The organism is Priestia sp. D51 (assembly GCF_053345675.1).
In genome coordinates this window covers 76,879-99,131 of sequence record NZ_JBLTIR010000005.1, presented here as the reverse complement: position 1 = coordinate 99,131, position 22,253 = coordinate 76,879, and the positions used below count along the sequence as shown (strand labels likewise).

At 38.4% G+C, this 22,253-nt stretch carries 24 protein-coding genes and 1 pseudogene; 16 read left to right on the top strand and 9 right to left on the bottom strand.

Going from position 1 to position 22,253, the window contains the following annotated elements; all coding sequences use genetic code 11:
• Complete coding sequence (moaD, locus tag ACNHOZ_RS20230; RefSeq protein WP_028412068.1) at positions 1-234, top strand: molybdopterin converting factor subunit 1; 234 nt, start codon at positions 1-3, stop codon at positions 232-234.
• 32 nt (positions 235-266) lie between these two features.
• On the opposite strand, the gene ACNHOZ_RS20225 is transcribed toward moaD, so the two are convergent.
• From ACNHOZ_RS20225 to ACNHOZ_RS20215, 3 genes are all read right to left on the bottom strand, one after another.
• Positions 267-908, bottom strand: a complete 642-nt coding sequence (locus tag ACNHOZ_RS20225; protein WP_013059680.1) for a nitroreductase family protein — start codon at positions 906-908, stop codon at positions 267-269.
• Between the two features lie 27 nt (positions 909-935).
• The gene (locus ACNHOZ_RS20220; RefSeq protein ID WP_013085370.1) at positions 936-1,373 is read right to left on the bottom strand and encodes a MarR family winged helix-turn-helix transcriptional regulator; all 438 of its coding nucleotides are present in this window, start codon (positions 1,371-1,373) and stop codon (positions 936-938) included.
• Between the two features lie 391 nt (positions 1,374-1,764).
• Positions 1,765-2,391, bottom strand: a complete 627-nt coding sequence (locus ACNHOZ_RS20215; RefSeq protein ID WP_048021803.1) for an undecaprenyl-diphosphatase — start codon at positions 2,389-2,391, stop codon at positions 1,765-1,767.
• A 162-nt stretch (positions 2,392-2,553) separates the two neighbouring features.
• On the opposite strand from ACNHOZ_RS20215, the gene ACNHOZ_RS20210 reads away from it, so the two are divergent.
• From ACNHOZ_RS20210 to ACNHOZ_RS20200, 3 genes are all read left to right on the top strand, one after another.
• Positions 2,554-3,681, top strand: coding sequence for an MGDG synthase family glycosyltransferase (locus tag ACNHOZ_RS20210; RefSeq protein ID WP_063248395.1), 1,128 nt, complete (start codon positions 2,554-2,556; stop codon positions 3,679-3,681).
• Between the two features lie 158 nt (positions 3,682-3,839).
• On the top strand, positions 3,840-4,565 hold the full coding sequence (locus tag ACNHOZ_RS20205) for a response regulator transcription factor (RefSeq protein ID WP_042991828.1): 726 nt from the start codon (positions 3,840-3,842) through the stop codon (positions 4,563-4,565).
• Entirely contained in the window at positions 4,543-5,898 is a 1,356-nt protein-coding gene (locus ACNHOZ_RS20200) for a sensor histidine kinase (RefSeq protein WP_048021808.1), read from the top strand. The genes ACNHOZ_RS20205 and ACNHOZ_RS20200 overlap by 23 nt, the downstream gene beginning before the upstream one ends.
• Before the next feature lie 30 nt (positions 5,899-5,928).
• On the opposite strand, the gene ACNHOZ_RS20195 is transcribed toward ACNHOZ_RS20200, so the two are convergent.
• Positions 5,929-6,642: an FTR1 family protein gene (locus tag ACNHOZ_RS20195; protein WP_048021810.1), complete on the bottom strand. Its 714-nt coding sequence runs from the start codon at positions 6,640-6,642 to the stop codon at positions 5,929-5,931.
• A gap of 216 nt (positions 6,643-6,858) precedes the next feature.
• Here ACNHOZ_RS20195 and ACNHOZ_RS20190 point away from each other — a divergent pair, with 216 nt between their 5' ends.
• From ACNHOZ_RS20190 to ACNHOZ_RS20175, 4 genes and pseudogenes are all read left to right on the top strand, one after another.
• Positions 6,859-7,485: an FMN-dependent NADH-azoreductase gene (locus tag ACNHOZ_RS20190; protein WP_255906142.1), complete on the top strand. Its 627-nt coding sequence runs from the start codon at positions 6,859-6,861 to the stop codon at positions 7,483-7,485.
• A gap of 125 nt (positions 7,486-7,610) precedes the next feature.
• Positions 7,611-7,790, top strand: a pseudogene (locus tag ACNHOZ_RS20185) (hypothetical protein).
• 124 nt (positions 7,791-7,914) lie between these two features.
• Positions 7,915-8,808, top strand: a complete 894-nt coding sequence (locus ACNHOZ_RS20180) for a LysR family transcriptional regulator (protein ID WP_033580433.1) — start codon at positions 7,915-7,917, stop codon at positions 8,806-8,808.
• 136 nt (positions 8,809-8,944) lie between these two features.
• Positions 8,945-9,376, top strand: coding sequence for a carboxymuconolactone decarboxylase family protein (locus tag ACNHOZ_RS20175; protein WP_014457862.1), 432 nt, complete (start codon positions 8,945-8,947; stop codon positions 9,374-9,376).
• Positions 9,377-9,414: 38 nt separating this feature from the next.
• Here ACNHOZ_RS20175 and ACNHOZ_RS20170 read toward each other — a convergent pair whose 3' ends face one another.
• Positions 9,415-10,617: an MFS transporter gene (locus ACNHOZ_RS20170; protein WP_255906135.1), complete on the bottom strand. Its 1,203-nt coding sequence runs from the start codon at positions 10,615-10,617 to the stop codon at positions 9,415-9,417.
• 129 nt (positions 10,618-10,746) lie between these two features.
• On the bottom strand, positions 10,747-11,541 hold the full coding sequence (locus tag ACNHOZ_RS20165; RefSeq protein WP_255906133.1) for an SDR family oxidoreductase: 795 nt from the start codon (positions 11,539-11,541) through the stop codon (positions 10,747-10,749).
• A 170-nt stretch (positions 11,542-11,711) separates the two neighbouring features.
• On the opposite strand from ACNHOZ_RS20165, the gene ACNHOZ_RS20160 reads away from it, so the two are divergent.
• Positions 11,712-12,296 carry a DUF502 domain-containing protein gene (locus tag ACNHOZ_RS20160; protein WP_028412076.1) on the top strand — a complete coding sequence of 195 codons (585 nt, stop codon included), beginning with the start codon at positions 11,712-11,714 and terminating at the stop codon, positions 12,294-12,296.
• A 21-nt stretch (positions 12,297-12,317) separates the two neighbouring features.
• Here ACNHOZ_RS20160 and ACNHOZ_RS20155 read toward each other — a convergent pair whose 3' ends face one another.
• Positions 12,318-13,190: a TetR/AcrR family transcriptional regulator gene (locus ACNHOZ_RS20155; protein WP_255906123.1), complete on the bottom strand. Its 873-nt coding sequence runs from the start codon at positions 13,188-13,190 to the stop codon at positions 12,318-12,320.
• A 268-nt stretch (positions 13,191-13,458) separates the two neighbouring features.
• On the opposite strand from ACNHOZ_RS20155, the gene ACNHOZ_RS20150 reads away from it, so the two are divergent.
• Positions 13,459-16,569, top strand: a complete 3,111-nt coding sequence (locus tag ACNHOZ_RS20150) for an efflux RND transporter permease subunit (protein ID WP_255906121.1) — start codon at positions 13,459-13,461, stop codon at positions 16,567-16,569.
• Between the two features lie 36 nt (positions 16,570-16,605).
• Positions 16,606-16,743, top strand: coding sequence for a hypothetical protein (locus ACNHOZ_RS20145; protein WP_014457868.1), 138 nt, complete (start codon positions 16,606-16,608; stop codon positions 16,741-16,743).
• Between the two features lie 34 nt (positions 16,744-16,777).
• Here ACNHOZ_RS20145 and ACNHOZ_RS20140 read toward each other — a convergent pair whose 3' ends face one another.
• A complete protein-coding gene (locus tag ACNHOZ_RS20140) occupies positions 16,778-16,951 on the bottom strand; it encodes a YozQ family protein (protein WP_080754494.1) in 174 nt (57 codons plus the stop codon).
• Between the two features lie 112 nt (positions 16,952-17,063).
• Positions 17,064-18,050, bottom strand: coding sequence for an ABC transporter substrate-binding protein (locus tag ACNHOZ_RS20135; RefSeq protein ID WP_028412079.1), 987 nt, complete (start codon positions 18,048-18,050; stop codon positions 17,064-17,066).
• A 179-nt stretch (positions 18,051-18,229) separates the two neighbouring features.
• On the opposite strand from ACNHOZ_RS20135, the gene ACNHOZ_RS20130 reads away from it, so the two are divergent.
• Genes ACNHOZ_RS20130 through ACNHOZ_RS20110 form a run of 5 tightly spaced genes read left to right on the top strand, consistent with a single transcriptional unit; the run spans position 18,230 to position 22,144 of the window.
• Positions 18,230-19,234: a FecCD family ABC transporter permease gene (locus tag ACNHOZ_RS20130; protein WP_028412080.1), complete on the top strand. Its 1,005-nt coding sequence runs from the start codon at positions 18,230-18,232 to the stop codon at positions 19,232-19,234.
• The gene (locus tag ACNHOZ_RS20125; protein WP_028412081.1) at positions 19,231-20,280 is read left to right on the top strand and encodes a FecCD family ABC transporter permease; all 1,050 of its coding nucleotides are present in this window, start codon (positions 19,231-19,233) and stop codon (positions 20,278-20,280) included. The genes ACNHOZ_RS20130 and ACNHOZ_RS20125 overlap by 4 nt, the downstream gene beginning before the upstream one ends.
• A gap of 26 nt (positions 20,281-20,306) precedes the next feature.
• Positions 20,307-21,134 (top strand): ABC transporter ATP-binding protein, encoded by an 828-nt coding sequence (locus ACNHOZ_RS20120; RefSeq protein ID WP_013059664.1) that lies wholly within the window; start codon positions 20,307-20,309, stop codon positions 21,132-21,134.
• A complete protein-coding gene (locus ACNHOZ_RS20115; RefSeq protein WP_048021823.1) occupies positions 21,124-21,894 on the top strand; it encodes an IucA/IucC family C-terminal-domain containing protein in 771 nt (256 codons plus the stop codon). The genes ACNHOZ_RS20120 and ACNHOZ_RS20115 overlap by 11 nt, the downstream gene beginning before the upstream one ends.
• Positions 21,887-22,144 carry a YusU family protein gene (locus tag ACNHOZ_RS20110; RefSeq protein WP_028412083.1) on the top strand — a complete coding sequence of 86 codons (258 nt, stop codon included), beginning with the start codon at positions 21,887-21,889 and terminating at the stop codon, positions 22,142-22,144. The genes ACNHOZ_RS20115 and ACNHOZ_RS20110 overlap by 8 nt, the downstream gene beginning before the upstream one ends.
• Positions 22,145-22,253: the final 109 nt, after the last annotated feature.

Below are 22,253 nucleotides of genomic sequence, written 5' to 3'. Positions count from 1 at the left end.
ATGATTAACGTCTTATTTTTCGCTGCTATACGTGAAGAGGCTGGAGTGGAACAAGTAACAGTTGATAAGCAAGATATAACAGTGAAGGAATTAAAGGAATATGTACAAAAAACATATAAGCTGTCCTCTCTGAATCAAACGATGACAGCAGTCAACGAAGAGTTTGTAACAGATGAAGAAATCATTGGAACGGGAGATACCGTTGCATTTATTCCACCCGTTAGTGGAGGATAAAAAAAGGTGCTGAATACACAGCACCTTTTTTATTATCTAAATTGAGCTACTTTTTCAATTGGTAAACGTACAGAAGGGTAACCGCTATTTGCTGCTTTGCCGATTGAAAGTAACATAACCGGTGCATAGCGTTCTTTGTCTAAACCGAATGCTTCGGCAATTTGATCTTTTTCATAACCGCCAATAGCATTCGTATCATAACCGTGAGCACGTGCAGCAAGCATTAACTGCATAGATACTAAACCGCCGTCAATTAATACCGTTTCTTTATTTAATTCTTCAGAAGCAGCTGCGTAGTGCGCTTTGATTTTTGGAATTTGCATATCTCTAATTTCTTGTGGCATATAGCCTAGTTCAACAGCTTTATCGTAAATTTCATCTAAATTTTCTTCGCTTTTTAAATCGCCGAATATCGCAATAACAGCTGCCGATGTTTCTACTTGTGATTGATTAAATTTAGCAAGCGGAGCTAGTGTTGCTTTTCCTTCAGGGCTATCAATTACTAGAAAGCGCCAAGGCTGTGCATTAACAGAAGATGGAGCTAGCGTCGCTTCTGTTAAAATTTCTTTCATTTCTTCACGGCTGATTTTGACAGATGGATCGTAATAACGAATAGATCTGCGCCCTGTAATAATATCTTGGAAATCATTGTTTAGTGTTTTTGTTTGTGTCATGATGAACTCTCCTTTATGTTAAAAATGTTATGACCGTTCAATGGCCGAAATGTTTACTTTTAAACGCTCAAGCATTTTGGAAAGCAGCAGCTGTTCTTCTTCGCTGAAATCTTTAAACGCTTCATCAATAAAGCGAGCTTTTTCGTTTCGAAATGCACCGATTTTTTCATGTCCGCTTTTCGTAAGCTTTACAAATGTTACGCGGTTGTCATCAGGATTTTTACGGCGTGATACAACATCTCTTTCTTCTAGCTGCTTTAAATGCCTTGTAATTGCAGCATTATCAATGTTTACTTGCTGTTGAAGCGCCTTTTGACTCATTTCACCTGTTTCATAAAGCTGATGTAAAATATCAAGACGTGATTGGCTAACACCGGTACAATGCTCAAACTTTTGATTAATTTGTTTATTAACTTCTTGCAGAGCATACAGAACATTTGCTTTTTCAGAACATGAATGTGACAAGAAAGTCGCTCCCTTTTTTCTATGATATTTATTGATGGATTAATATTTGATACATCAATGTTTGATACATCAACTAATATAAAATAAATAAAAGTGAAAGTCAAGAAAGTGAACAATCTTTTTTTTATAAATAATAAAAAGAGATTGAGATATAACGAAATCAATGCAATCTAAAGACGAACAAATCGGATAAATGAGCTCGTATGGACCGCTTGTGACACGGTAGTTGATTTCCGTGCAAGACTTCGCTTTGTCCTCCAATCAACTGCCAGAAGGAACGAAACAGATAAAATCTACGTTCATCGTAACCAAAAAAAACGAACCACTGATCAAACGGTTTGATTAGTGGTTCGTTTTTCACTTCAACTATACTATTTTTGTTTCAGCGTCTTTAAGCTGAATGATTTTTTTTACTAATTTGTTCATGCGTGTAAGGAGACAGAAACGGAATACGCTTGATAATCACATCGTGAATCCAGAATAATCGCTGGATAAGAGGAGCTGTTTTATCTGAAAGATAGATAACAAAGCAGCTGATAGCTCCCGCAATTACCATGCCTCCAAGTACATCTGCTGGATAGTGGACACCTACGTAAATGCGTGAAAGGCCCGAGATGGCAGCCCATATAAAAATGACGCTTCTCCATTTGTTTTTTCGTAACCACATGATCCAAGCAGCAGAAAAGACTAAAATCGAATGATCACTGACAAAAGATGAATTAGCCGGGTGCGGAATCAGCTTATGAACATGATGAGTCACAAACGGACGCGGGTGGTAATACACCAGGTGAATGCCTTCATTGATACAAAGAGAAAGGACAATTGTAAACAACATGTATAAAGCCGTATAACGGTGATAAATTGTTCTTTCTGTTTTTCCGCTAAACCAAAGCAAAAGCAAACAAGCCATTATAAAATAAGGAACGCTATTCGTAATGATAACCATGACAGAATCCATTGCGCTGGATTTACCAGCAAACGAGTTAATCCATTGAAATACTTCGTAATTGAGGTTCATTTGTTTTCTCCTTATGCAGTACTTTTCACTCTTAGTTTAGATTGACACTCTAAAAAAACGATGAATTTCACATTAAAAATCAATTAAAATCCGAAATTCAAGGGCATTTAATGATATAAAAAGGAGAGGAAGAAACTGCTTTTAGAATAGGAGATGAAACAGTTGAAAAAGGTTTTATTTTTACCTCTTCTAAAAATGCCTTCTGGCCATCATCAAGTGGCAGAGGCGTTAATGGATATATTGGAAAGAAGAACAACAAATATTTGTTATAAAAAAATAGATTTATTAAGTTATACAAACGAACTATTAGAAAAAGTGGTTACAGGCACGTATTTGAAATGGATTCGTTATGCTCCAGAAACATATAATATGGCATACAAACATCTCTTTTATGAACCGCCTGTTCATTCATTCAAATGGTATCATCACGTATTTGCAAAAAAAATGGAGCACTTAGTTAAAGAAGAAAATCCGGATTTAATTATATGCACACATGGATTTCCTTCTTATTTGCTCAGCCAATTAAAAGCAAAAGGCAAGTGCAATGTTCCTATTATAAATGTCTACACGGATTTCTTTATTAATAATTTATGGGGAAAAGAAGAGATTGACTTTCACTTTCTTCCTAGTGAAGAAGTAAAAAGAGGGCTTCGTGCTCAAAGTGAAATTCCACTTCAAAATATGATGGTCACAGGGATACCGGTACATGAAGAAATAACAAAAACAAGAACTGTTAAGCATCATGGTAACCGAAATATTTTAATTGCCGGAGGCAGCAGCGGTCTAGGCAATATTATGGATTTTTACAATGATTTAAAAGACGCGCGCCATTTTCATTACTTTGTCTTATGCGGCAAAAATCAAAAGTTATATGAAGAAATCAAAGGGTGGGAACTACAACACGTTACACCGATTCCGTACATTTCATCACGCACAGAAATGAATGAACTGTATGAGCGAGTGGATGCTATTGTAACAAAACCAGGTGGTATCACGGTCAGTGAAGCTCTTCGCAAAAATTTACCGATTTTTGTTCATTCTGCTTTACCGGGTCAAGAAGAGGTGAATTTACGCTATTTAACAGAGCGAAACTTAGTTCAAGAACTAAAGACAGATCAATCGTTAGAAAATCAGCTACAGGAAGTGCTGCAGGATGCTGATAAAATGAACACATTATATAACGCCATTGCTGCTTATCATAAAGAAATCGAAGCACAAACGCCTGAAGAACTTTTAGCAGTAGTCAATTGGATTTTAGGTGAAAAGCAAACAATTGGTCTTCATGCGTAAAACATTCATGTTTATAAACAATAAGGATAAGCTAAAGAACAAGTATGTTGAAAAAGTAGGGTTTAGATAAAAAAACAAACATCTTTTGAAAAAGGTGTTGTTTTTTTATCTAAAGAAGCTATTCTTTCACTTAAGACATGTGGTGAGAGGTGTATAACATGAAAGAGAAAATTTTAATTGTGGAAGATGAAGCGCAAATTGCGAAAGTGTTAAAGATTGAATTAGAATTTGAAGATTATGAAGTAGATATTGAGTACGACGGGAAAGCGGGGTTAGAGACGGCAATATCCGCTCAATATGACCTCATTTTGCTAGACGTGATGCTTCCAAGTCTGAGCGGTATAGAGGTGTTAAGAAGACTTCGGAAAGCGGAAGTATTTACGCCCGTTATTTTATTAACTGCCCGAAATACGACGCTGGATAAGGTAATGGGCTTAGATCAAGGGGCTAATGATTATGTGACAAAACCGTTTGAAATTGAAGAACTGTTAGCAAGGGTTCGCTCTTGTATTCGCTATCGTTCGCTCGTAGAAGCATCAGGAACGAAAGAAGCTGAAGCAGAGCTCTTAACGATCAGTGATTTGACCATTAATCTTGAAACAAGGGAAGTCCTAAGAAACAATGAATCCATTACGTTGACACCGAAAGAGTATGATTTGGTCGTGTATTTGCTTACGAATAAAAATAAAATTGTCACGAGAGAAGGGATTCTCACAAACGTTTGGGGCTATGAATATGAAGGAGAAACAAACGTAATTGATGTGTATATTCGCCACTTAAGAAAAAAAGTAGATGAAGGTTTTTCTACTTCTCTCATTCATACGGTGCGGGGCGTAGGATATATGATGAAAGAGGAGAAACATGAAGATCACGACGAAGATTAATTTGCTGACAACAGCATGGCTAGTGGTTATTTTATTAATCATGAACATCGTTGTTTTTTTCTCCTTCACTAAATCTACGGTGAATATGGAACAGGACATTTTATTCGAAAAAGCACGCGAGATTATTCAAAAAGGTCAGCAAGATCATTCCGTGGAGCTTTCGCCAGAGTTACTAAAATTTTATTTGACCAACCATTCATTTATCCGAACAGTCTCAGAAAATTCTACGGTCATTAATCAAGTATCAAATGATCCTCATCTGGTGAAAATTAAGCCCGAATTTTCAAAGAAAAAAAAGGTGAAGCTTCGCAAAATTAGAGAAAAACAAGTATTGGTTATTCGCATGCCTGTCAAAGTCAATAATCAAGTCGTTGAAACGCTTGAGATTGGTGAGCTCCTGACTGGTTTTGAAACCCGCAAAGATATTTTGCTATCAATTTTGATTTTTTGTTCGCTTGTGTCCATTTTACTGTCGCTTTTAGGAGGAAGATGGTTATCACGCGTCATTATGCATCCTATTAAAAATATGGTCTCAACGATGAAAGAGATTGAAGAGAGCGGTGTTCCTAAAAAAGTTCTCATTCAAACGGAGACGAGAGATGAACTGCAGGGTATGACCGTTACGTTTAATCATATGATTGACCGCTTGCGAGAAAATATTGAAAAGCAAAATCAGTTTGTTTCTGATGCTTCTCACGAATTAAAAACCCCTCTAACCGTTATTCGCAGTTATTCTAATTTATTAAGAAGAAGAGGGATTAAAAATGAAGAAATTACGCTGGATGCGATCGACACCATCTATGCGGAAGCAACCAAAATGCAAAAAATGATTGAAACGCTGCTTGATCTGGCAAGTGTGGAAAAAGAACAAACGCTTGATATGAAGCAAACAGATCTTGTTCTTATTTTTGAACAAATCGTTAAGCAGCTGCAGCAGGTATACAAAAGAGAATTAGTTCTTCATTATGATCAAACGCCCATTATGATTCAAGTGGATGAACTGAAAATGAAGCAAGTGCTGATTATTTTGCTTGATAATGCAATTAAATACAGTACGAATAAAATTGAAGTGACCGTGGAAAAAAAGCAGGAAGATGTCATTATCAAAGTGAAAGACTATGGAATTGGTATTCCAAAAGAAGATCTTGCACATATTTTTGAACGTTTCTACCGAGTGGATAAAGCTAGAAGCAGAGCTACGGGAGGAACGGGGCTTGGACTATCGATTGCACAAACTATTGTCCGTCAGCATAAAGGCGAGATTTTTATTAAAAGTGAAGAAGAACAAGGGACGGAAGTTGTGATTCATCTTCCCGTTTCATCTATAAACTAAAAAAGCCGCCATTAGGCGGCTTTTTTATGATTATGATGCTGATTTTTGTTTTCTTACTCTTAATTTTTTTAACTCCGTTTGGAAGAATAGATACAGTGATGCAACTGTAAATACACTAAATCCAATTATCTCAAGGGGTTCTCCACCAGCTTCAAATAGCTTAACCAAACCTTCACCGCATAACTCTCCCCCAATAAAAATAAGGAAAATACCAAGCGCTTTAAAAATAATCCAAAGGTTCAGCTTAATAGCTGTTTTGAACAAAATGTATGTAATAACGACGGCCAGCAAAATGCCACTTATACTGCCGAATACAATAGAAGAGGCGTGTTGATTCACTTGTGTCAGATTAAAAATGATTAGTTCTGTTCCTTCACGAAAGACAGATAAAAAGGCTAAAACGATTAATCCCCACTTGGAAGAGCTTTTGGAAATTTTTGATGTAACTGAAGATGTCACTTCTTTGCTTCGGTGCAACCACAGAATAAAATAAGCAATAAGGCCTGCAGCTAAAAGCATCATGACTCCTTCAAAAATTTCTTCTGACTCTTCTTCTAACTCTTTCGCCTCATTAAAACCAATAAAGCCAAATACTAAGCTGAAAATAAGGCCAGCAGCAGCGCCAATAAAGACGGAATATTTTAAGTCTTTTCGGCCGATTTTTGTAATATGAGCTAAAATAATTCCAATGATAAGCGATGCTTCTAAACCTTCACGAAGCGACAAAGCCAAACTTGACCACATAAAAAGCTCCCCTTACTTTAAATGATAAATAATAATTTCTCTCTAATTTTAATGATAATGATTATCGTTGTCAATGTGATTTTTGGCTCTTTAAAAATTCTTACTTATATAAGATTTCTCCGACTAAAGTATGAAAGTATTTCATTATAAAGTCGTGCGAAACGCAAGGACAAAGCGAATAAAATAAGAGTATCAACAATCAGTGGAGGTTTTAGTATGAGTTATACTCTTTTTATAAAAGCAAATGACAGATCGGCAAGTGAAGCGGTCAGCGTAAAATTATATGATGCGTTTTTAGAAAGCTATCAACAATCGCACCAAGGTGAAGAAATAATGGAGCTAAATTTGTTCAAAGAAGAACTTCCTTATTTAGGTGCTGACATGATAAACGGTCAGTTTAAATTAGCAAGAGGACTAGAAGTGACGGCAGCGGAAAACAAAGCAGCAGAAATTGCTAATCGTTACCTAGAACAATTTGTGAAAGCTGATAAAATTGTCATTGCCTTTCCTCTTTGGAATTTTACTGTGCCGGCCGTGCTTCATACGTACTTTGATTATTTAAATCAAGCAGGCAAAACGTTTAAGTATACGCCAGTAGGTCCTGTGGGATTACTGGGCGATAAAAAGGTGATGTTATTAAACGCGCGTGGCGGAGTATATTCAGAAGGTCCAGCAGCTGAGGTCGAAATGGCCGTTAAATATGTTAGCAGCGTACTTCAATTCTTTGGAATCACGGACGTGAACTCCGTTATTATTGAAGGACATAATCAGTTTCCGGATCGTGCTCAAGAAATTATTGAAAGTGGCTTAGAACAAGCAGCACAAGCAGCCAAAATATTTTAAATAACCGTAGTAAAAAAGGACAGGCCAAAAGTATTTTAGGTGAAGGTATATCCGAACGATAAATCGTTCGGATTTTTTGATGTTATGGTAAGCGTAGGTTTCGTGCATGTAGTAGCTTTTAGGTGTTGATTGGAGGGCAAGGCGAAGACTCCTGCGGGAAAAGCGGAACAGGTGAGACCCCGCAGGAGCGCAAGTGACGAGGAGGCTCAGCGCCCGCCCGCGGAAAGCGAAGCCTTGCACGGAAATCAACAGCCGTGTCACAAGCGGTCCATACTAGCGCCTTTATCCCATTTGTCCTTATTTAGAGTAAATTGATTTATTATGTGTCCATCTTTTCTTTATATTTTTTATCTGTATATCTTAAAAAATAATAGGTAAAATGAATGAATAAGATAAGAGATATTCGCTTTATCTATAGGAGGAGCAGAGATGGATATTCGTCAGCTTAACTATTTTTTAGAAGTCGCTAAATTAAGGAGCTTTACTAAAGCATCTCAAAGTCTTCATATTTCACAGCCGACCTTGAGCAAAATGGTGAAAAACTTAGAAGAAGAATTGGAAGTAGAATTAATTGACCGGTCCGCAAGACAGATTGATTTAACGGATGCCGGGGAAGTTGTGTATGCGCAAGGGCAGAAAGTTATGGCATCCATTGATGAGCTATCGACTTATCTATATGATGTGATGAATCTGAAAAAAGGCATGATTAAAATTGGAATTCCTCCATTGATTGGAGTCCTGTTCTTTCCAAAGATTATTAAAGGGTTTCAGCAGCTCTATCCAGATATCACAATTAAACTTATTGAATACGGAGCCAATCGTGTTCAAAAAGCAGTAGAAAAAGGAGAGTTAGACTTAGGTGTAGCGGTGCTTCCAGTAAATGAACATCTTTTTGATATTAATCCTTTTATCTCTGAAAAAATGCTTTTATATGTTCACCATTCTCATCCTTTGGCCTCTAAAACTCATGTGGAAATTAATGAACTAGCCCAAGAGAAATTTATTTTATTTAATGAAGATTTTACGCTTCACGACCGGCTTATTCAGGCGTGTCAACAAGCAGGATTTGAACCTAACGTAGCTTACGAGAGCTCTCAATGGGATTTTATTGGTGAAATGATTGCGGAAAACTTAGGTGTATCTATCTTTCCACAGTCCATTGCAGCAAAAGTGGATTCTGCTGTTGTAAAAGCAATTCCTATTACCAATCCTTCAATTTCATGGGATTTAGGATTGATTTTAAAAAAAGATAAATATATTTCATATGCCTCTAAACAATTCCTTCACTATATGAATGAACAGCATTCTGTTTTATATAGATAAAATGCATATGTTGTATTGAATATATGTATTTTACGAAAGAAAGAATGTGCGTTAAAGTAGATAGTGTAGAAAACATACACGAAAATAAACATTGATTCCGCGCGGTGTCAGTAAAAAATACGGAGGCTGATTTTACATGGCACAAAATAGTTATCAAAAAGGTTTAGATAAATTAATGGAATATACGTTAACGAGTAACGATGATATTTCGACTCATTTAAAAATTACGGAAGACTTAAAAGACCTAGCTCCTGACGTTGGGAAATATATTATTGAATTTGCCTATGGAGACATTTATTCACGACCAGGTTTAACGAATAAGCAGCGAGCTTTAGTTACCATTTCGTCATTGGTTACTCAGGGTACAGAGCCTCAGCTTGAGCTGCATTTAAACACAGGTTTAACAGCTGGACTAGAGCCGAATGAAATTGTGGAGAGCATCATTCAATTAATTCCATATACGGGTTTCCCTCGCGTGTTAAATGCTTTAAGCGTAGCCAAGAAAGTATTCGCTCAGCGTGACGTGGAAGTAGAGACAGGCGAAAAAGAGCTAGTAGAAAATAAATAATAAGCAAAAAAAAGACGCTCTAAAAGAGCGTCTTTTTTTTATGCGAGCTGCTTTTGTTTGGTTTCTTTTCCTAGAAAAACAACCGAACCAACACCGATTAAAATAGCTGCACAAAAGATGGAGAACGTAATCGTTAAAGACGCACCTTGGGTTGACATATACCCAACTAACAGCGGTCCTAAAATTCCTCCAATTCGTCCAAAAGAAGCTGCCATTCCAGCCCCTGTGCCTCGAATAGATGTCGGATATTGCTCAGGTGTATACGCGTATAAAGCTCCCCAAGCGCCTAAGTTGAAGAAAGACAACAGCATACCTGCTGTTAGCAGCAGCCAAAGTGACTCTGCATTTCCGAAGATATATGCGCTGGCAGCCGTACCTAACAGATATGTGACCAATACGAATTTTCGGCCCATGCGTTCAATAAACCAAGCAGCCGTATAATAGCCAGGCAGTTGAGCTAATGTCATAATCAATACATATTCAAAGCTTTTGATTAAGCTAAATCCTTTAATGACCATGACGCTAGGTAGCCATAAAAACATGCCGTAATATGAAAATACAACGCAAAACCACAGAACCCACAGCATAACGGTAGATTGACGATAAGGCTTAGACCACACGCTTCTTACATTGTCCGCAATAGACGGTTTCTTTTCCTTTGTCGCCTCTAAAAATTGAGGAGAATCTGGCAGTTTGATGCGCAAATAAATGGCATAAAATGCTGGTATAGCCGTTAGGATAAGAGCTAGCTGCCACCCGTAAGCTGGGATTACAAAGTAAGAAATAAGCGCTGCCAGTAGCCAGCCGAACGCCCAAAAACTTTCTAACAAGACGACCACTTTACCGCGTTTTTCCGGCGCCACGGTCTCAGACACAAGGGTAGAAGCAACAGGCAGCTCTCCTCCTAAACCCATTCCAATTAAAAATCGAAATACTAAAAAAGCAACAAGGGTAGTAGTAAGAGCCGAAAGTCCGCTTGCCACTGAAAAAAGAACAAGAGTCACAATAAAAACGGTTTTTCGCCCAATTCGATCAGCCAGCAGCCCGAACACGAGAGCTCCAACGGCCATCCCGATCGAGTTAACGCTGCCTATCCAACTCATTTCAGTAGGGGAAAGTCCCCATTCAGCGTGAAGAGCTGCAATGATAAAAGACAAAATGCCAACATCCATTGCATCGAAGAGCCATCCTAGCCCTGCGATGCCAAGAAGCTGACGTTCTGATAATTGTTTTGTTTTCATGTCTTCCTCCTAGAAGCAAAGAATTTTGCTTTAAGTTTACACCTGTCTTGACATAATGTCACGTCTATTTTAAAGAAAAAATGCAAACGGAAAAGCTCTATACCTTAAGGTATAGAGCTAATTGTATTCTCACATTTTATCGTAAAGCATTTTTCCAGGCCATGTATACGCCATATGACCGCCATCTACCGTAATGCAGTCACCCGTTACATATGAGCTGTCATCGGATGCTAAAAATAATACGGGACCGGCTACTTCTTCTGGTTTGCCTAAACGGCCCATGGGATCGACCCATTCATATGCTTTTCTGAATTTTTTTCCTTCTTCAGCGCCTGATAAATCATCAAGAAGAGGCGTTTCAATTGTTCCAGGAGCAATTGAGTTAACGCGAATACCTTCACGAGCGTAGTCAATTGCCATGGTTCTTGTTAAGTTGGTAATAGCACCTTTCGCCGCGTTATAGCCAGAACGGTCTAAGTCTGCTGCCAGTCCGGATACGGATGAATTATTAATAATCGACCCGCCATTTTCTAACATCAGCGGAATAACATATTTGCTTACAAGAAATGTTCCGCGTAAATCTACCGACATTAAGCGATCCCAAAGTTCTACAGGATATTCGTGAAGCTTGCCGCCTTCTGTGTCTGTCCCCGCATTATTAAAAAGAATATCCACTTTTCCAAATTTCTTTTCAATTTCCGCTGTGAACTCTTTTACTTTTTCTTCTTCAGCTACATCGATATAGTAGGCGTATGCTTGACCGCCAGCGTCTTTAATTTCTTTTGCTACTTTTTTTACCCCGTCCAAATTAATATCGGCACAAATAACAACCGCTCCTTCTTTCGCAAAGCGCTCAGCAGTTGCTTTTCCTATACCAGAGCTTGACCCTGTAATAACAGCAATTTTTGATTCTAAACGTCCCAATTGTATCCCTCCGAAAAAATAAATATATAAGTATGTATGTTCATGTACCCATCTATTATTTTGATAAAACGTCGCTAGTTTATACGTATGTGAATAGAAATAAAAAGACGCAGCAAAACAAATCCATTGTATAATGAACAGCAGTATGTCAGGAAAAATGAGGTGTTTGCATGAAAGCAATCATAAAAAGTTTTATTAATGGACTCTTAACGATTGTCCCTATTATCCTTGTTATTTATATTTTGGTAAGAGTATTTAATTTTTTAGACAGCATTTTAGGAAACGTATTGAAGCCCTATATGAAGCAGGATTATATACCTGGTATTGGAATCTTAGCAACGCTTGTCTTAATTACGTTCTTAGGGTGGTTATCTACCCGTTTTTTCGCTGGGAAAATTATTAACTTAATTGATCGATTGTTAGAAAAAATACCGCTTGTTAAAACGCTATATAGTGTCATTAAAGATACATTTCAATCTTTTCTTGGAGAGAAAAAGTCTTTTTCAAAAGTAGCTTTAGTGCCAATGCCCGGCACGTCAATGAAAGTCATAGGGTTTGTGACCTCTGAAGAAGTAGAAGAGGTGATTCACTCGTTAAAAGACCATGTCGCTGTCTATGTTCCACAAACTTTTCAAGTAGCCGGTTTTACTTTTTTGATTCCAAAAGAAGAAATTGAATGGTTAGATATTAAGCCGGAAGAAGCAATGAAGTTCGTGTTATCTGGGGGAGTATCTAGTTCAAAAGCAGAAAAATAACAGAAGGCTTCAAGCCTTCTGTTATTTTTGTTGGAGTAAAGCTGTTAAAAGATTAAGCGGTTCTTCCAACGGTTTAAGTTCCGTTAAATTTCCAACCATGCCTTTTACAATAGCAGCGGTAGGCTTATCTTTTTTTAGCTCCGTTTGTAAAATGTGAAAGCTGTCTGCGTGTTCATCAGAAATATGATCGCTGGTGTCTAGCAGATGTTCAATTTCCTCAAGAGCTTGTTTTACCTGCTCATTTTTACTTAGAAAAGTCGTTCGTTCCTTTCCATATATATCTTCACCAAAAGAAGCGGGAATAAGGGGACGAGGTTTTCTAGCTAATAAATCTTCTACTAATACATCAACTCGTTCCATTATGTACTGCGCGACTTCTTTAAAGGTAAGCTCGTATTGATTGAAGATAATAATTTCTAAAAAGGAATGATGAATACCTTCAATCATTTTCGTTAAATCGGAGATATAAGGAGTTACGTCTTCTCCGTATACGCTAACGAGGCTTTTGCGATGAAAGTAAAACGTTTCTCGCTGCATTTTATGAACAAAGGTCTCCACTTCTTTGTTAAATGGAATCGATTTTTCACGGATTTGCATGATAATAAAATCTCTGTGCTCTGTAATAAATTCATAGAAATAGATGAGCTGATTCATATAGCGGCTGCGGGCATCGTTTACTTCCTCGTCGAGAGCATAAACAGAGCTAAAGAGCTTTTCATAGTAAAAGTTTAGAATTGATAATAAAAGTGCATCCTTAGATTTGAAGTGCAGGTAAAACGCACCTTTTGAAATGTTGCATTCATCTACAATTTCTTGCACAGAGGTAGCATTAAATCCTTTTTTTGCAAAAAGCTTAATCGAAGCTTCAATTATTCTTTTTTCTTTTTCTTTCAAGTATTCTACCTCCTTTATTGAACAATTTGACCATTCATTTCGTTAGATAATAGTATCATACACTAAAAAAGATAAAGGTATATATCAAAGTTAAGAACGGGAGTCAGTTCCTCTAAAAAAGATTTATCGTAAATATGTCTTTATTATGAACATATTAGGAGAGAGACTGCTTAGGGTTGACACTGACCGGTTAGTCATTTATATTTTAAGTTGTTGTGACCAATCAGTCAATTTTATTAGTATACATATATTTGAAGGAGGATATGCATTGGGGAAGTTTATTAAATTTTCATTGAAAAATAAATTTGCAGTATGGCTGTTAACACTCTTTGTCATTATTGCAGGGCTGTATTCAGGATTTAATATGAAGCTAGAGACTATTCCTGATATATCATCGCCTGTTGTAACAGTCAGTGCAACTTATCCGGGCGCCACTCCGGAACAAGTGGCAGACAAGGTGAGTAAGCCAATTGAACAAAAGCTTCAGGGACTGAGCGGCGTTGACACAGTTAGCTCGTCTTCTTATGAAAATATGGCTACCATTCAAGTTGAATATGGCTTTAGTAAAAATATGGAGAAGGCAGAAGACGAAGTCAGACGAGCTCTTTCAAACGTGGATCTGCCAGATGATGTAGAGGAACCAAATGTTTCAAGACAAAGCATCAGTGATTTTCCGATTATTTCATTAAGTGTTTCAGATGATAAAAAATCATTAGAAGACTTAACGAAGTATGTAAAAAATAACGTTGTTCCACAAGTTGAAAAAGTGCAAGGCATTTCTTCGGTCAGCGTGTCAGGAGAACAAGTTGAAGAAGCAGAACTTGTATTCAAACAAGACAAGCTCAAGCAGCTGGGACTCGATGAAGATACGGTGAAAAAGCTGATCCAAGCATCCGATGCAAAAGTGCCGGCTGGTACGTATACGATGGATGGATCTCAAAAATCTGTTGTGGTAGACGGAAAGATGACAACAGAAAAAGATTTGGAAAACTTAGAGATTCCAGCTGTGCCTAGTCAAGGAGCTGCTCAAGGTCAGCAACAAGGAATGAGCCAGCAGCAAACACAAGGAGCCGTGCAGCAGGCGCCGTCCGCAGCTTCGATTCCAACTGTGAAATTAAAAGAAATTGCGGATGTTAAAGTGACCGGGAAAGCAGAATCCATTTCTCGCACGAACGGAAAACCTTCAATTGCTGTACAAGTTGTCAAAGCGAAGGATGCGAACACAGTAAATGTTGTAAATGATATTAAAGAAAAAATGAATAGCCTAGAAAAGAAAAATAAAGACCTTCACGTTGACAATATTTTTGATCAAGGTAAACCGATTGAAGATTCTGTTCATACGATGCTAAATAAAGCTATTATCGGTGCGGTCTTTGCGGTTATTATTATTCTTTTATTTTTACGTGATATTCGTTCAACGATTATTGCCGTTATTTCAATTCCGCTTTCGCTATTAATCGCCATTTTGGCGCTCAAATCAATGGATATCTCTTTAAATATTATGACGCTTGGAGCGATGACTGTAGCCATCGGAAGGGTTGTAGATGATTCCATTGTCGTTATTGAAAATATTTACCGCCGCATGGCTTATCAGGAAGAAAAGCTTACAGGAAAAGATTTAATTGTCGCGGCGACGAAAGAAATGTTTGTTCCAATTTTTTCTTCTACAGTCGTAACCGTGGCCGTATTCTTACCGTTAGGTCTCGTAGAAGGACCGGTAGGAGAGCTATTCTTACCGTTTGCGTTAACGGTTGTTTTTGCACTGTTAGCATCACTGCTAGTAGCGGTAACACTCGTGCCAATGCTTGCTCATTCGTTATTTAAAACAAATGTAAAAGTCAAAGAAGAAAAGCCAAGCAAACTAGCGCACGGATATAAGCGAATTTTGAACTGGACGCTAAACCATAAGCTTATTTCCTTTGGATTAGCCGTACTACTATTAGTAGGAAGTTTATTTTTAGTTCCTTCTATTGGGGTTAGCTTTTTATCATCCGATCAAGAAAAAACGCTGACGCTTACGTATACACCGAAAGCCGGACAGTCTCAAAGCGACGTAGAAAAAGCAGCGAATCGCGCAGAAGCGTACTTGATGAAGCGAGATGGTGTCAAAACGGTTCAGTATTCGTTCGGTGAAGGTAACTCTTTTAATCCGGGAAGCAAAAATAACGTTTTAACATTTGTGCAATATGACGAGGATACACAAAACTTTGATAAAGAACAGGACAAAGTATTAAAAGCTCTGAATAAACAAGCGAATCAAGGTGAATGGGGCTCCATGAATACGGCGTCTAGCGGCAGCAATAATTCATTAAACGTCCTTATTTACGGAGATAGCTTAGACGAAATCAAACCTTATGCTGACAAAGTTCAGCGCGTTTTAGAAAAGCATAAAGAACTGAAAAATGTCGATTCTACGCTTTCAGATACGTTTGATGAATATACGCTAGTACCGAACCAAAAGAAAGCCGCTGAACTCGGCTTGTCTGCTAGTCAAATCGGAATGCAGATTTCCAACCTTGGACAGCGTGAAGTATTAACAACTATCCAAAAAGACGGAAACGAAATTAACGTATACCTTCCAAAAGAAAAAGAGGATTTCTCTACTTTTGCCGAACTTTCAAGCACAAAAGTGACCTCTCAAACTGGACAGGAAGTTACATTAAATGAAGTTGTCGATATTAAAAAAGGTAAAACGTCGAATACGGTAACGCGCCGTGATAATAAAATTTATGCAGAGGTAAGTGCCGATATTAAGAGTGACGATGTAGGCGGCGTTTCTTCTAACGTCCAAAAAGAAGTGAAGAAAATTGATTTGCCAAGTGATATGGACATTAACTTTGGCGGAGCATCAGAGCAAATTAATGACTCATTTAGTCAATTAGGAATTGCCATGCTCGCAGCCATTGGTATCGTGTACTTCGTACTTGTACTGACATTTGGTGGAGGTTTAGCGCCATTTGCTATCTTATTCTCACTTCCATTTACACTCATTGGTGCGCTAGTGGCACTTTTAATCTCTGGGGAAACGATTAGTATTTCTTCGATGATTGGAGCTCTTATGTTGATTGGAATTGTGGTAACCAATGCGATTGTTCTGATTGACCGCGTGATTCATAAAGAGCAAGAGGGTCTTTCAACGCGTGAAGCTTTACTAGAAGCTGGAATGACACGTCTTCGCCCGATCTTAATGACAGCTATTGCAACGATTGGTGCACTGCTTCCATTAGCTTTTGGATTTGAAGGTGGAGGCCTTATCTCAAAAGGGCTAGGGGTTACCGTGATTGGAGGACTAACAAGTTCTACGCTGCTTACGCTCATTATCGTTCCAATTGTCTATGAGTTTTTTATGAAGTTTAAGCGCAAAGAAGTAAAAGAGTAGAAGCAAGACAAATTTCCGCTTTTGAGGTGAATAGCGATGAAGTCAATTGATAAACTAATGAAACAGCTGATTCAACAAGGAATTAAAGCAAAGAAAGTGACGATTGATAAATCAAAGCGCCAGCAGTGGATGTCCATGTCATTGCCTAAAACGGCATGGCAGCATTCAAAATAAAAAAAGAGCTGACTTAGAGTCAGCTCTTTTTTTATTAACGATCTGTATCTTCAAATGATCCTTCTTGATAGGCGTCGCTTATTTGCTCATGTGTTTCTGCTAGACCTTGTGAGAGTGCATCTTGTCGGTTATAATCTTCTGTTTCGAACTGACGGTCAGCCATTTCATTTGTATCTGGCTGCTTTTTAGGCTGTTTTTTTGAATTCATTTTCACCACTCCTATTTAATAAAGTGAGACCACGGTTAGTGTGCGATGAAAGGAAATACATTATACATGAAAGAAAGAGCTTCGACGAATCGAAGCTCTTTCTTTCATATTATTATTGTTTTTTATCTAAGAAGATTTTTTCAATATCATCAAGGACGATATTAGCTGCTAACACACCGCCTGCTGTATTCCAAGTAGCATCATCTACTTTATGAACATGATTTTCTTGAGCCACTTTTAGCTTTTTAAAGAGAGGATCGTTTATCCATTCTTTTTCAAGCTTTGTTGCTTCACCGTCTCCCGTTTCATAAGAGAAGTAAAATAGCTGATCGCCGTCCATTGCCGGAATGCGTTCTTTTGTTGCATTCATTTCAGCAAAATCATCCTTGTCTTGAGACTCAGGGCGAGCAAATCCAAGCTGATCTAAAATAACACCTGAGAATGAATCTTTATGATAGATACGAACGTCTCCAGCTGTAAAGCGTACAACTGAGATTTTTTGTTTTAACTGATCTCCAAGGCGTTTCTTTAAATCTGCTACGCGATTGTCATAGTCAGCTAATACTTCTTTACCTTTTTCTTCTTTGTTTACAGCTTTTGCATATAGCTTAAAGTTTGATTTCCAATCTCCGCGCAGCTCCTCAGAGAATACAGTCGGAGCAATTTGACTAAGCTGATCGTATACTTTTTCTTGTCGCATTTTATTTCCGATAATCAAGTCAGGCTTTAAAGCAGCGATTGCTTCTAAGCTTGGCTCGCTTTCTGTACCCACACTTTTAACGCCTTTCATCTGACCTTTAATATGGTCATACCACGGATTTCCTAACCATGATTGAACAGCGCCCACAGGCTTTACACCCATTGCAAGAAGAGCTTCAGTACCTTCGTTTGTTAAAACAACCACTCGTTTAGGCGTTCCTTTAATATCGGTTTTATCCATTGCGTGTTTTACTGTGTAAGTTTCGCCAGAACCCTCAGTTTTTTCTTTTTTATCGCTGTCAGCGCCGTTTGAATTACCGCAGGCTGCCAGCACAAGCAGTGTCATAATGGTAAGAATGGACAACAAATATGACAACTTGCCTTTAGAATATGTATTCACATCTTTTCCCCCTCGTAAGTGATAATGATTTTCATTAACAATTAAGATAATATTCTAACTTTTAAGCGGTGTCAATTAAAAATTGAAAATGATTCTCAAAATCATTGACACTTTTTTCAATGTTTCCTAAACTAAAGGTTAGATATATATAGGAATCATCTTAGAGGAGAGCAATGAAAATGATGCTACGCAGTGTTCAAATGAAAGTAATGGGGCTCATCATTGGAATCATGCTGCTTTTAATCTGTATTGGATTAAGTATCGTACTCGGATACACAGATACAAGTATCAAAACAGCATTTGAAGCTTTTCAAGCGTTTAACGGTTCGAATGAGCACATAGTTATTCAAAATATTCGATTGCCGCGCGCTATAATCGGTGCTGTGGTAGGTATTTGTTTAGGAATTGCAGGAGCAATGATGCAGGCGTTAACGAAAAACCCACTTGCTTCACCGGATATTATCGGTGTGAACGCTGGGGCCAGCTTTTTTATTGTTGTTGCAGTGATGATTTTTTCGGTCAATTCACTTCAAGCTTTTACATGGATTGCATTTGTAGGAGCGGCACTAACCGTAGTGGTTGTCTATTTTCTTGGGTCCATTGGAAAAGAAGGGCTAACGCCTATCAAACTGACGCTCGCAGGAGCGGCTATTGCAGCCTTTTTCTCTTCTTTAACACAAGGACTGCTAGCTGTGGATGAATCTTCGCTTGATCAAGTCCTCTTTTGGCTGGCAGGGTCTGTGCAAGGACGCAAGGTTGAAATGTTGTATGGCATACTGCCTTATGTAGTGCCAGCAATTATTGTTACTTTTTTTATCGCTTCAAAAATTAATATTTTAACGATTGGTGAAGACGTAGCCAAAGGATTAGGTCAAAGAACAGCTCTTGTCAAAATTATAAGCGGCATCATTATTGCGATTTTAGCGGGGGGAGCCGTTGCAGTAGCCGGTCCCATTAGCTTTGTAGGAATCATTGTTCCTCACGTTGTAAGAGCAATCGTAGGACAAGATTATCGCTGGGTATTTCCTTATAGTGCGGTTGTCGGCGGGATTTTAATTTTATTAGCTGATGTTGGCGCAAGGTACGTCATTATGCCTCAAGAAATCCCTGTTGGAGTCATGACTGCTGTTATTGGTACACCTTTCTTTATCTATATGGCAAGGAAAGGGGCGAAGACGTCATGAAAACATACTTATCTCTTCGCTTAAAGAGAATTTCATTTTTAGTTAATATAAAAGCTGCTCTAATCATTACCGGATTTTCAGCTGTCCTTGTTGCACTCTTTTTGTTAAGTGCAGGTACGGGTGACTTATTTATTAACCCCTTTCGTGTAATTAAAATTTTAGCGGGTCATGGGTTGGAGTTTGAACGATTAGTTGTTACATCTTTTAGACTGCCGCGTATTATTGTTGCCATTTGTGCTGGTATTTGTCTAGCTATTGCGGGCGCTATCTTGCAGGGGCTTGTGAGAAATCCGCTTGCTTCACCAGACTTAATTGGATTAACAGGAGGAGCGTCAGTTGGTGTAGTGTTATTTTTGACACTATTTAGTGATAAAAGCAACTCGTTAACCGTAAGTATTAATTGGATGCCTGTTAGCGCATTTTTAGGTGCCGTGGCAGTGGCGCTTTTACTTTATGTGTTTGCCTGGAAAAATGGTGTCTCTCCTATTACACTAGTATTAATAGGAATTGGATTAACAGCGTTAACGAAAGCTATGACCACGCTGTTTATGATTATGGGTCCTATCTACCGCGCTAGCCAGGCAAATATTTGGATTACCGGAACGGTGTATGGTTCAAATTGGGCAAGTGTTTCCGTACTAGTTCCAGTTACTGCAGGGCTGGTTATAATTACGATTTTAATGATTCGAAATTTAAATGTTCAAGAATTAGGTGAAGAAATTGCGACTAACGTTGGAAGTCGCGTTCAAAAAAATCGATTGGCACTATTGCTGATGAGCACAGCTTTAACCGGGAGCGCCGTTGCATTTGCCGGTGGAATTAGCTTTGTAGGGTTACTTGCTCCACATATTGCCCGAAAGCTTGTAGGTTCGTCATTTGGCGCTTTAATACCGCTATCGGCACTAATCGGAGCGATTTTAATCACAGCAGCAGATTTAATTGGCCGAACATTCTTCTTGCCAATCGAAGTGCCAGCAGGTGTATTTACAGCTGCAATTGGCGCACCATACTTCATTTATTTACTATACAAACAAAGAAACGTATAGCATTCTTTGTAGAAGGAGCGATTCGCATGCATTCGTTAGAAACAAAGTCGCTAACATTATCATATGGAGAAGCGATGATTATAGATGAGCTTGACGTTACCATCCCAAAGGGTGAGATTACGGTTTTTATCGGCAGTAATGGATGCGGAAAATCTACGCTGCTGCGTTCACTGGCAAGGTTATTGAAGCCACATGCAGGCTCTATTTTACTAGAAGGTTCTAAAATTTCTTCTCTTCCTACCAAGGAAATTGCAAAGCAGCTAGCAATCCTTCCTCAAGGTCCTGTTGCACCTGAAGGTCTGACTGTGCTGCAGCTTGTTAAACAAGGGCGCTATCCGTATCAAAATTGGTTCCGCCAGTGGTCTCAAGAGGATGAAGAAAAAGTGCAAAATGCACTGGAAGCAACAGGCTTAGCAGACTTGGCAGATCGTCAAGTTGATTCGCTTTCTGGGGGACAGCGTCAGCGCGCATGGATTGCCATGACACTAGCGCAAGATACAGATATTATTTTACTTGATGAACCGACAACATATTTAGATATGACGCATCAAATTGAGATCTTGGACTTGTTGTTTGAACTGAATGAAAAAGAAAATCGTACCATCGTAATGGTGCTGCATGATTTAAACTTAGCTTGCCGCTATGCTCATCATATTGTGGCGCTTCAAGATAAAAAAATCTATGCACAGGGAAGACCAGAAGAAGTCATTAACTGCGATTTAGTACAGCGAGTCTTTAATATGAACTGTGAAGTGACTGTTGATCCGTTATTTGGAACGCCTCTTTGTATTCCTCATGGGCGCGGACGATGTATTGTGAATAAGCTGCGAGTTGAAACGCAGCATGCTCAGTAGGAATGAGCAAAGCGAGTTAGCAGAAAAATTCCGCTGTACGTTTAAAGATAACTCGCTGTACAGGTTTTCTCCTGCCAGCTGCATGGATGAAAGTAAGGTGAAGGTGCAGCTATTATGGATTCAAGAGACGATGGAGGCCGCTAGTTTGAGAGCAGCTGCTTCAATGTTAGCAAAGCGGTATAGTTTTGTTGTGGTTGCGGCTTTGTATTCATTTATTGTGTTTCAAAAAAAGATAAATGCATCGACTAAAAATGTATCTTTGCATACCGAACAAGTTGAAACGATGTGGCTTCCAAAAGTGTTTATCTCAGAAATTGAGACGACAGAAGTAACAGAGGATAATCGCGAAATTCTTCTTGATGAACTTCTTGATGAATTGTTTGCTCATCAAATTGAGCCGATGTGGTCAGTACTGCGTAAAGTGACAAAAATCTCAAAGCTGACGCTGTGGGAAAACGTAGCTGTTTATATTCACTGGCTTTATGATTTGCTTTTAGCAAACGAAGAAATAGACAATGTGAAAGTGCAAAAGAATTTACGATACGTGTTAGAAGAAGCTGAGGGCCGTCACTTTGGTTCATATCATAACAATCCGCTTGCTGGGTACAGTTCACCTCCTCAATATATAGAGAAACAAAAGCAGGAGATAAGAGTACGAAAAACGTGCTGTTTGTCCTACCAAACAGGAGATAAAGAGACTTATTGTCGAACGTGTCCGGTTATTTGTAAACCAAAGAAAGGAGTGACTGCGCATGAGTAAAACCTTTCAAGAGCAATTCGACGGTTTGATTGAAAAGTATACGGAACTAATGGTTGGAGAAAGTGATGAACAGCTGCAGGAAAAAGTGAAAATGTGGGCACTTTACAACCATATCTCAAAATCTATGCCGCCTTTAACAAAGCATTGGAATCAATTATATCCAGACGCAAAAGCGGAAATGATTGAAATTGTGAAGGAAATAAAAGAGCTGAATGAAGCGCATCGAGCGTCACAGCGAAAACCAGAATAAAAACATTCATCACGAAGCTGATGAATGTTTTTTTATCAAAAAAGCTCCAGGTAGCTTTTTGATCTAGTGTGCATATGTTAATGAAGGGTGCCTATCTATATGGTTGATA

What these genes read in the sequence shown, in the direction of transcription:
- moaD (WP_028412068.1), top strand. Translation starts at nt 1, where the DNA reads ATGATTAACGTCTTATTTTTCGCTGCTATACGTGAAGAGGCTGGAGTG.
- ACNHOZ_RS20225 (WP_013059680.1), bottom strand. Translation starts at nt 908, where the DNA reads ATGACACAAACAAAAACACTAAACAATGATTTCCAAGATATTATTACA.
- ACNHOZ_RS20215 (WP_048021803.1), bottom strand. Translation starts at nt 2,391, where the DNA reads ATGAACCTCAATTACGAAGTATTTCAATGGATTAACTCGTTTGCTGGT.
- ACNHOZ_RS20205 (WP_042991828.1), top strand. Translation starts at nt 3,840, where the DNA reads ATGAAAGAGAAAATTTTAATTGTGGAAGATGAAGCGCAAATTGCGAAA.
- ACNHOZ_RS20200 (WP_048021808.1), top strand. Translation starts at nt 4,543, where the DNA reads ATGAAGATCACGACGAAGATTAATTTGCTGACAACAGCATGGCTAGTG.
- ACNHOZ_RS20195 (WP_048021810.1), bottom strand. Translation starts at nt 6,642, where the DNA reads ATGTGGTCAAGTTTGGCTTTGTCGCTTCGTGAAGGTTTAGAAGCATCG.
- ACNHOZ_RS20190 (WP_255906142.1), top strand. Translation starts at nt 6,859, where the DNA reads ATGAGTTATACTCTTTTTATAAAAGCAAATGACAGATCGGCAAGTGAA.
- ACNHOZ_RS20180 (WP_033580433.1), top strand. Translation starts at nt 7,915, where the DNA reads ATGGATATTCGTCAGCTTAACTATTTTTTAGAAGTCGCTAAATTAAGG.
- ACNHOZ_RS20175 (WP_014457862.1), top strand. Translation starts at nt 8,945, where the DNA reads ATGGCACAAAATAGTTATCAAAAAGGTTTAGATAAATTAATGGAATAT.
- ACNHOZ_RS20170 (WP_255906135.1), bottom strand. Translation starts at nt 10,617, where the DNA reads ATGAAAACAAAACAATTATCAGAACGTCAGCTTCTTGGCATCGCAGGG.
- ACNHOZ_RS20160 (WP_028412076.1), top strand. Translation starts at nt 11,712, where the DNA reads ATGAAAGCAATCATAAAAAGTTTTATTAATGGACTCTTAACGATTGTC.
- ACNHOZ_RS20145 (WP_014457868.1), top strand. Translation starts at nt 16,606, where the DNA reads ATGAAGTCAATTGATAAACTAATGAAACAGCTGATTCAACAAGGAATT.
- ACNHOZ_RS20140 (WP_080754494.1), bottom strand. Translation starts at nt 16,951, where the DNA reads ATGAATTCAAAAAAACAGCCTAAAAAGCAGCCAGATACAAATGAAATG.
- ACNHOZ_RS20130 (WP_028412080.1), top strand. Translation starts at nt 18,230, where the DNA reads ATGATGCTACGCAGTGTTCAAATGAAAGTAATGGGGCTCATCATTGGA.
- ACNHOZ_RS20125 (WP_028412081.1), top strand. Translation starts at nt 19,231, where the DNA reads ATGAAAACATACTTATCTCTTCGCTTAAAGAGAATTTCATTTTTAGTT.
- ACNHOZ_RS20120 (WP_013059664.1), top strand. Translation starts at nt 20,307, where the DNA reads ATGCATTCGTTAGAAACAAAGTCGCTAACATTATCATATGGAGAAGCG.
- ACNHOZ_RS20115 (WP_048021823.1), top strand. Translation starts at nt 21,124, where the DNA reads ATGCTCAGTAGGAATGAGCAAAGCGAGTTAGCAGAAAAATTCCGCTGT.
- ACNHOZ_RS20110 (WP_028412083.1), top strand. Translation starts at nt 21,887, where the DNA reads ATGAGTAAAACCTTTCAAGAGCAATTCGACGGTTTGATTGAAAAGTAT.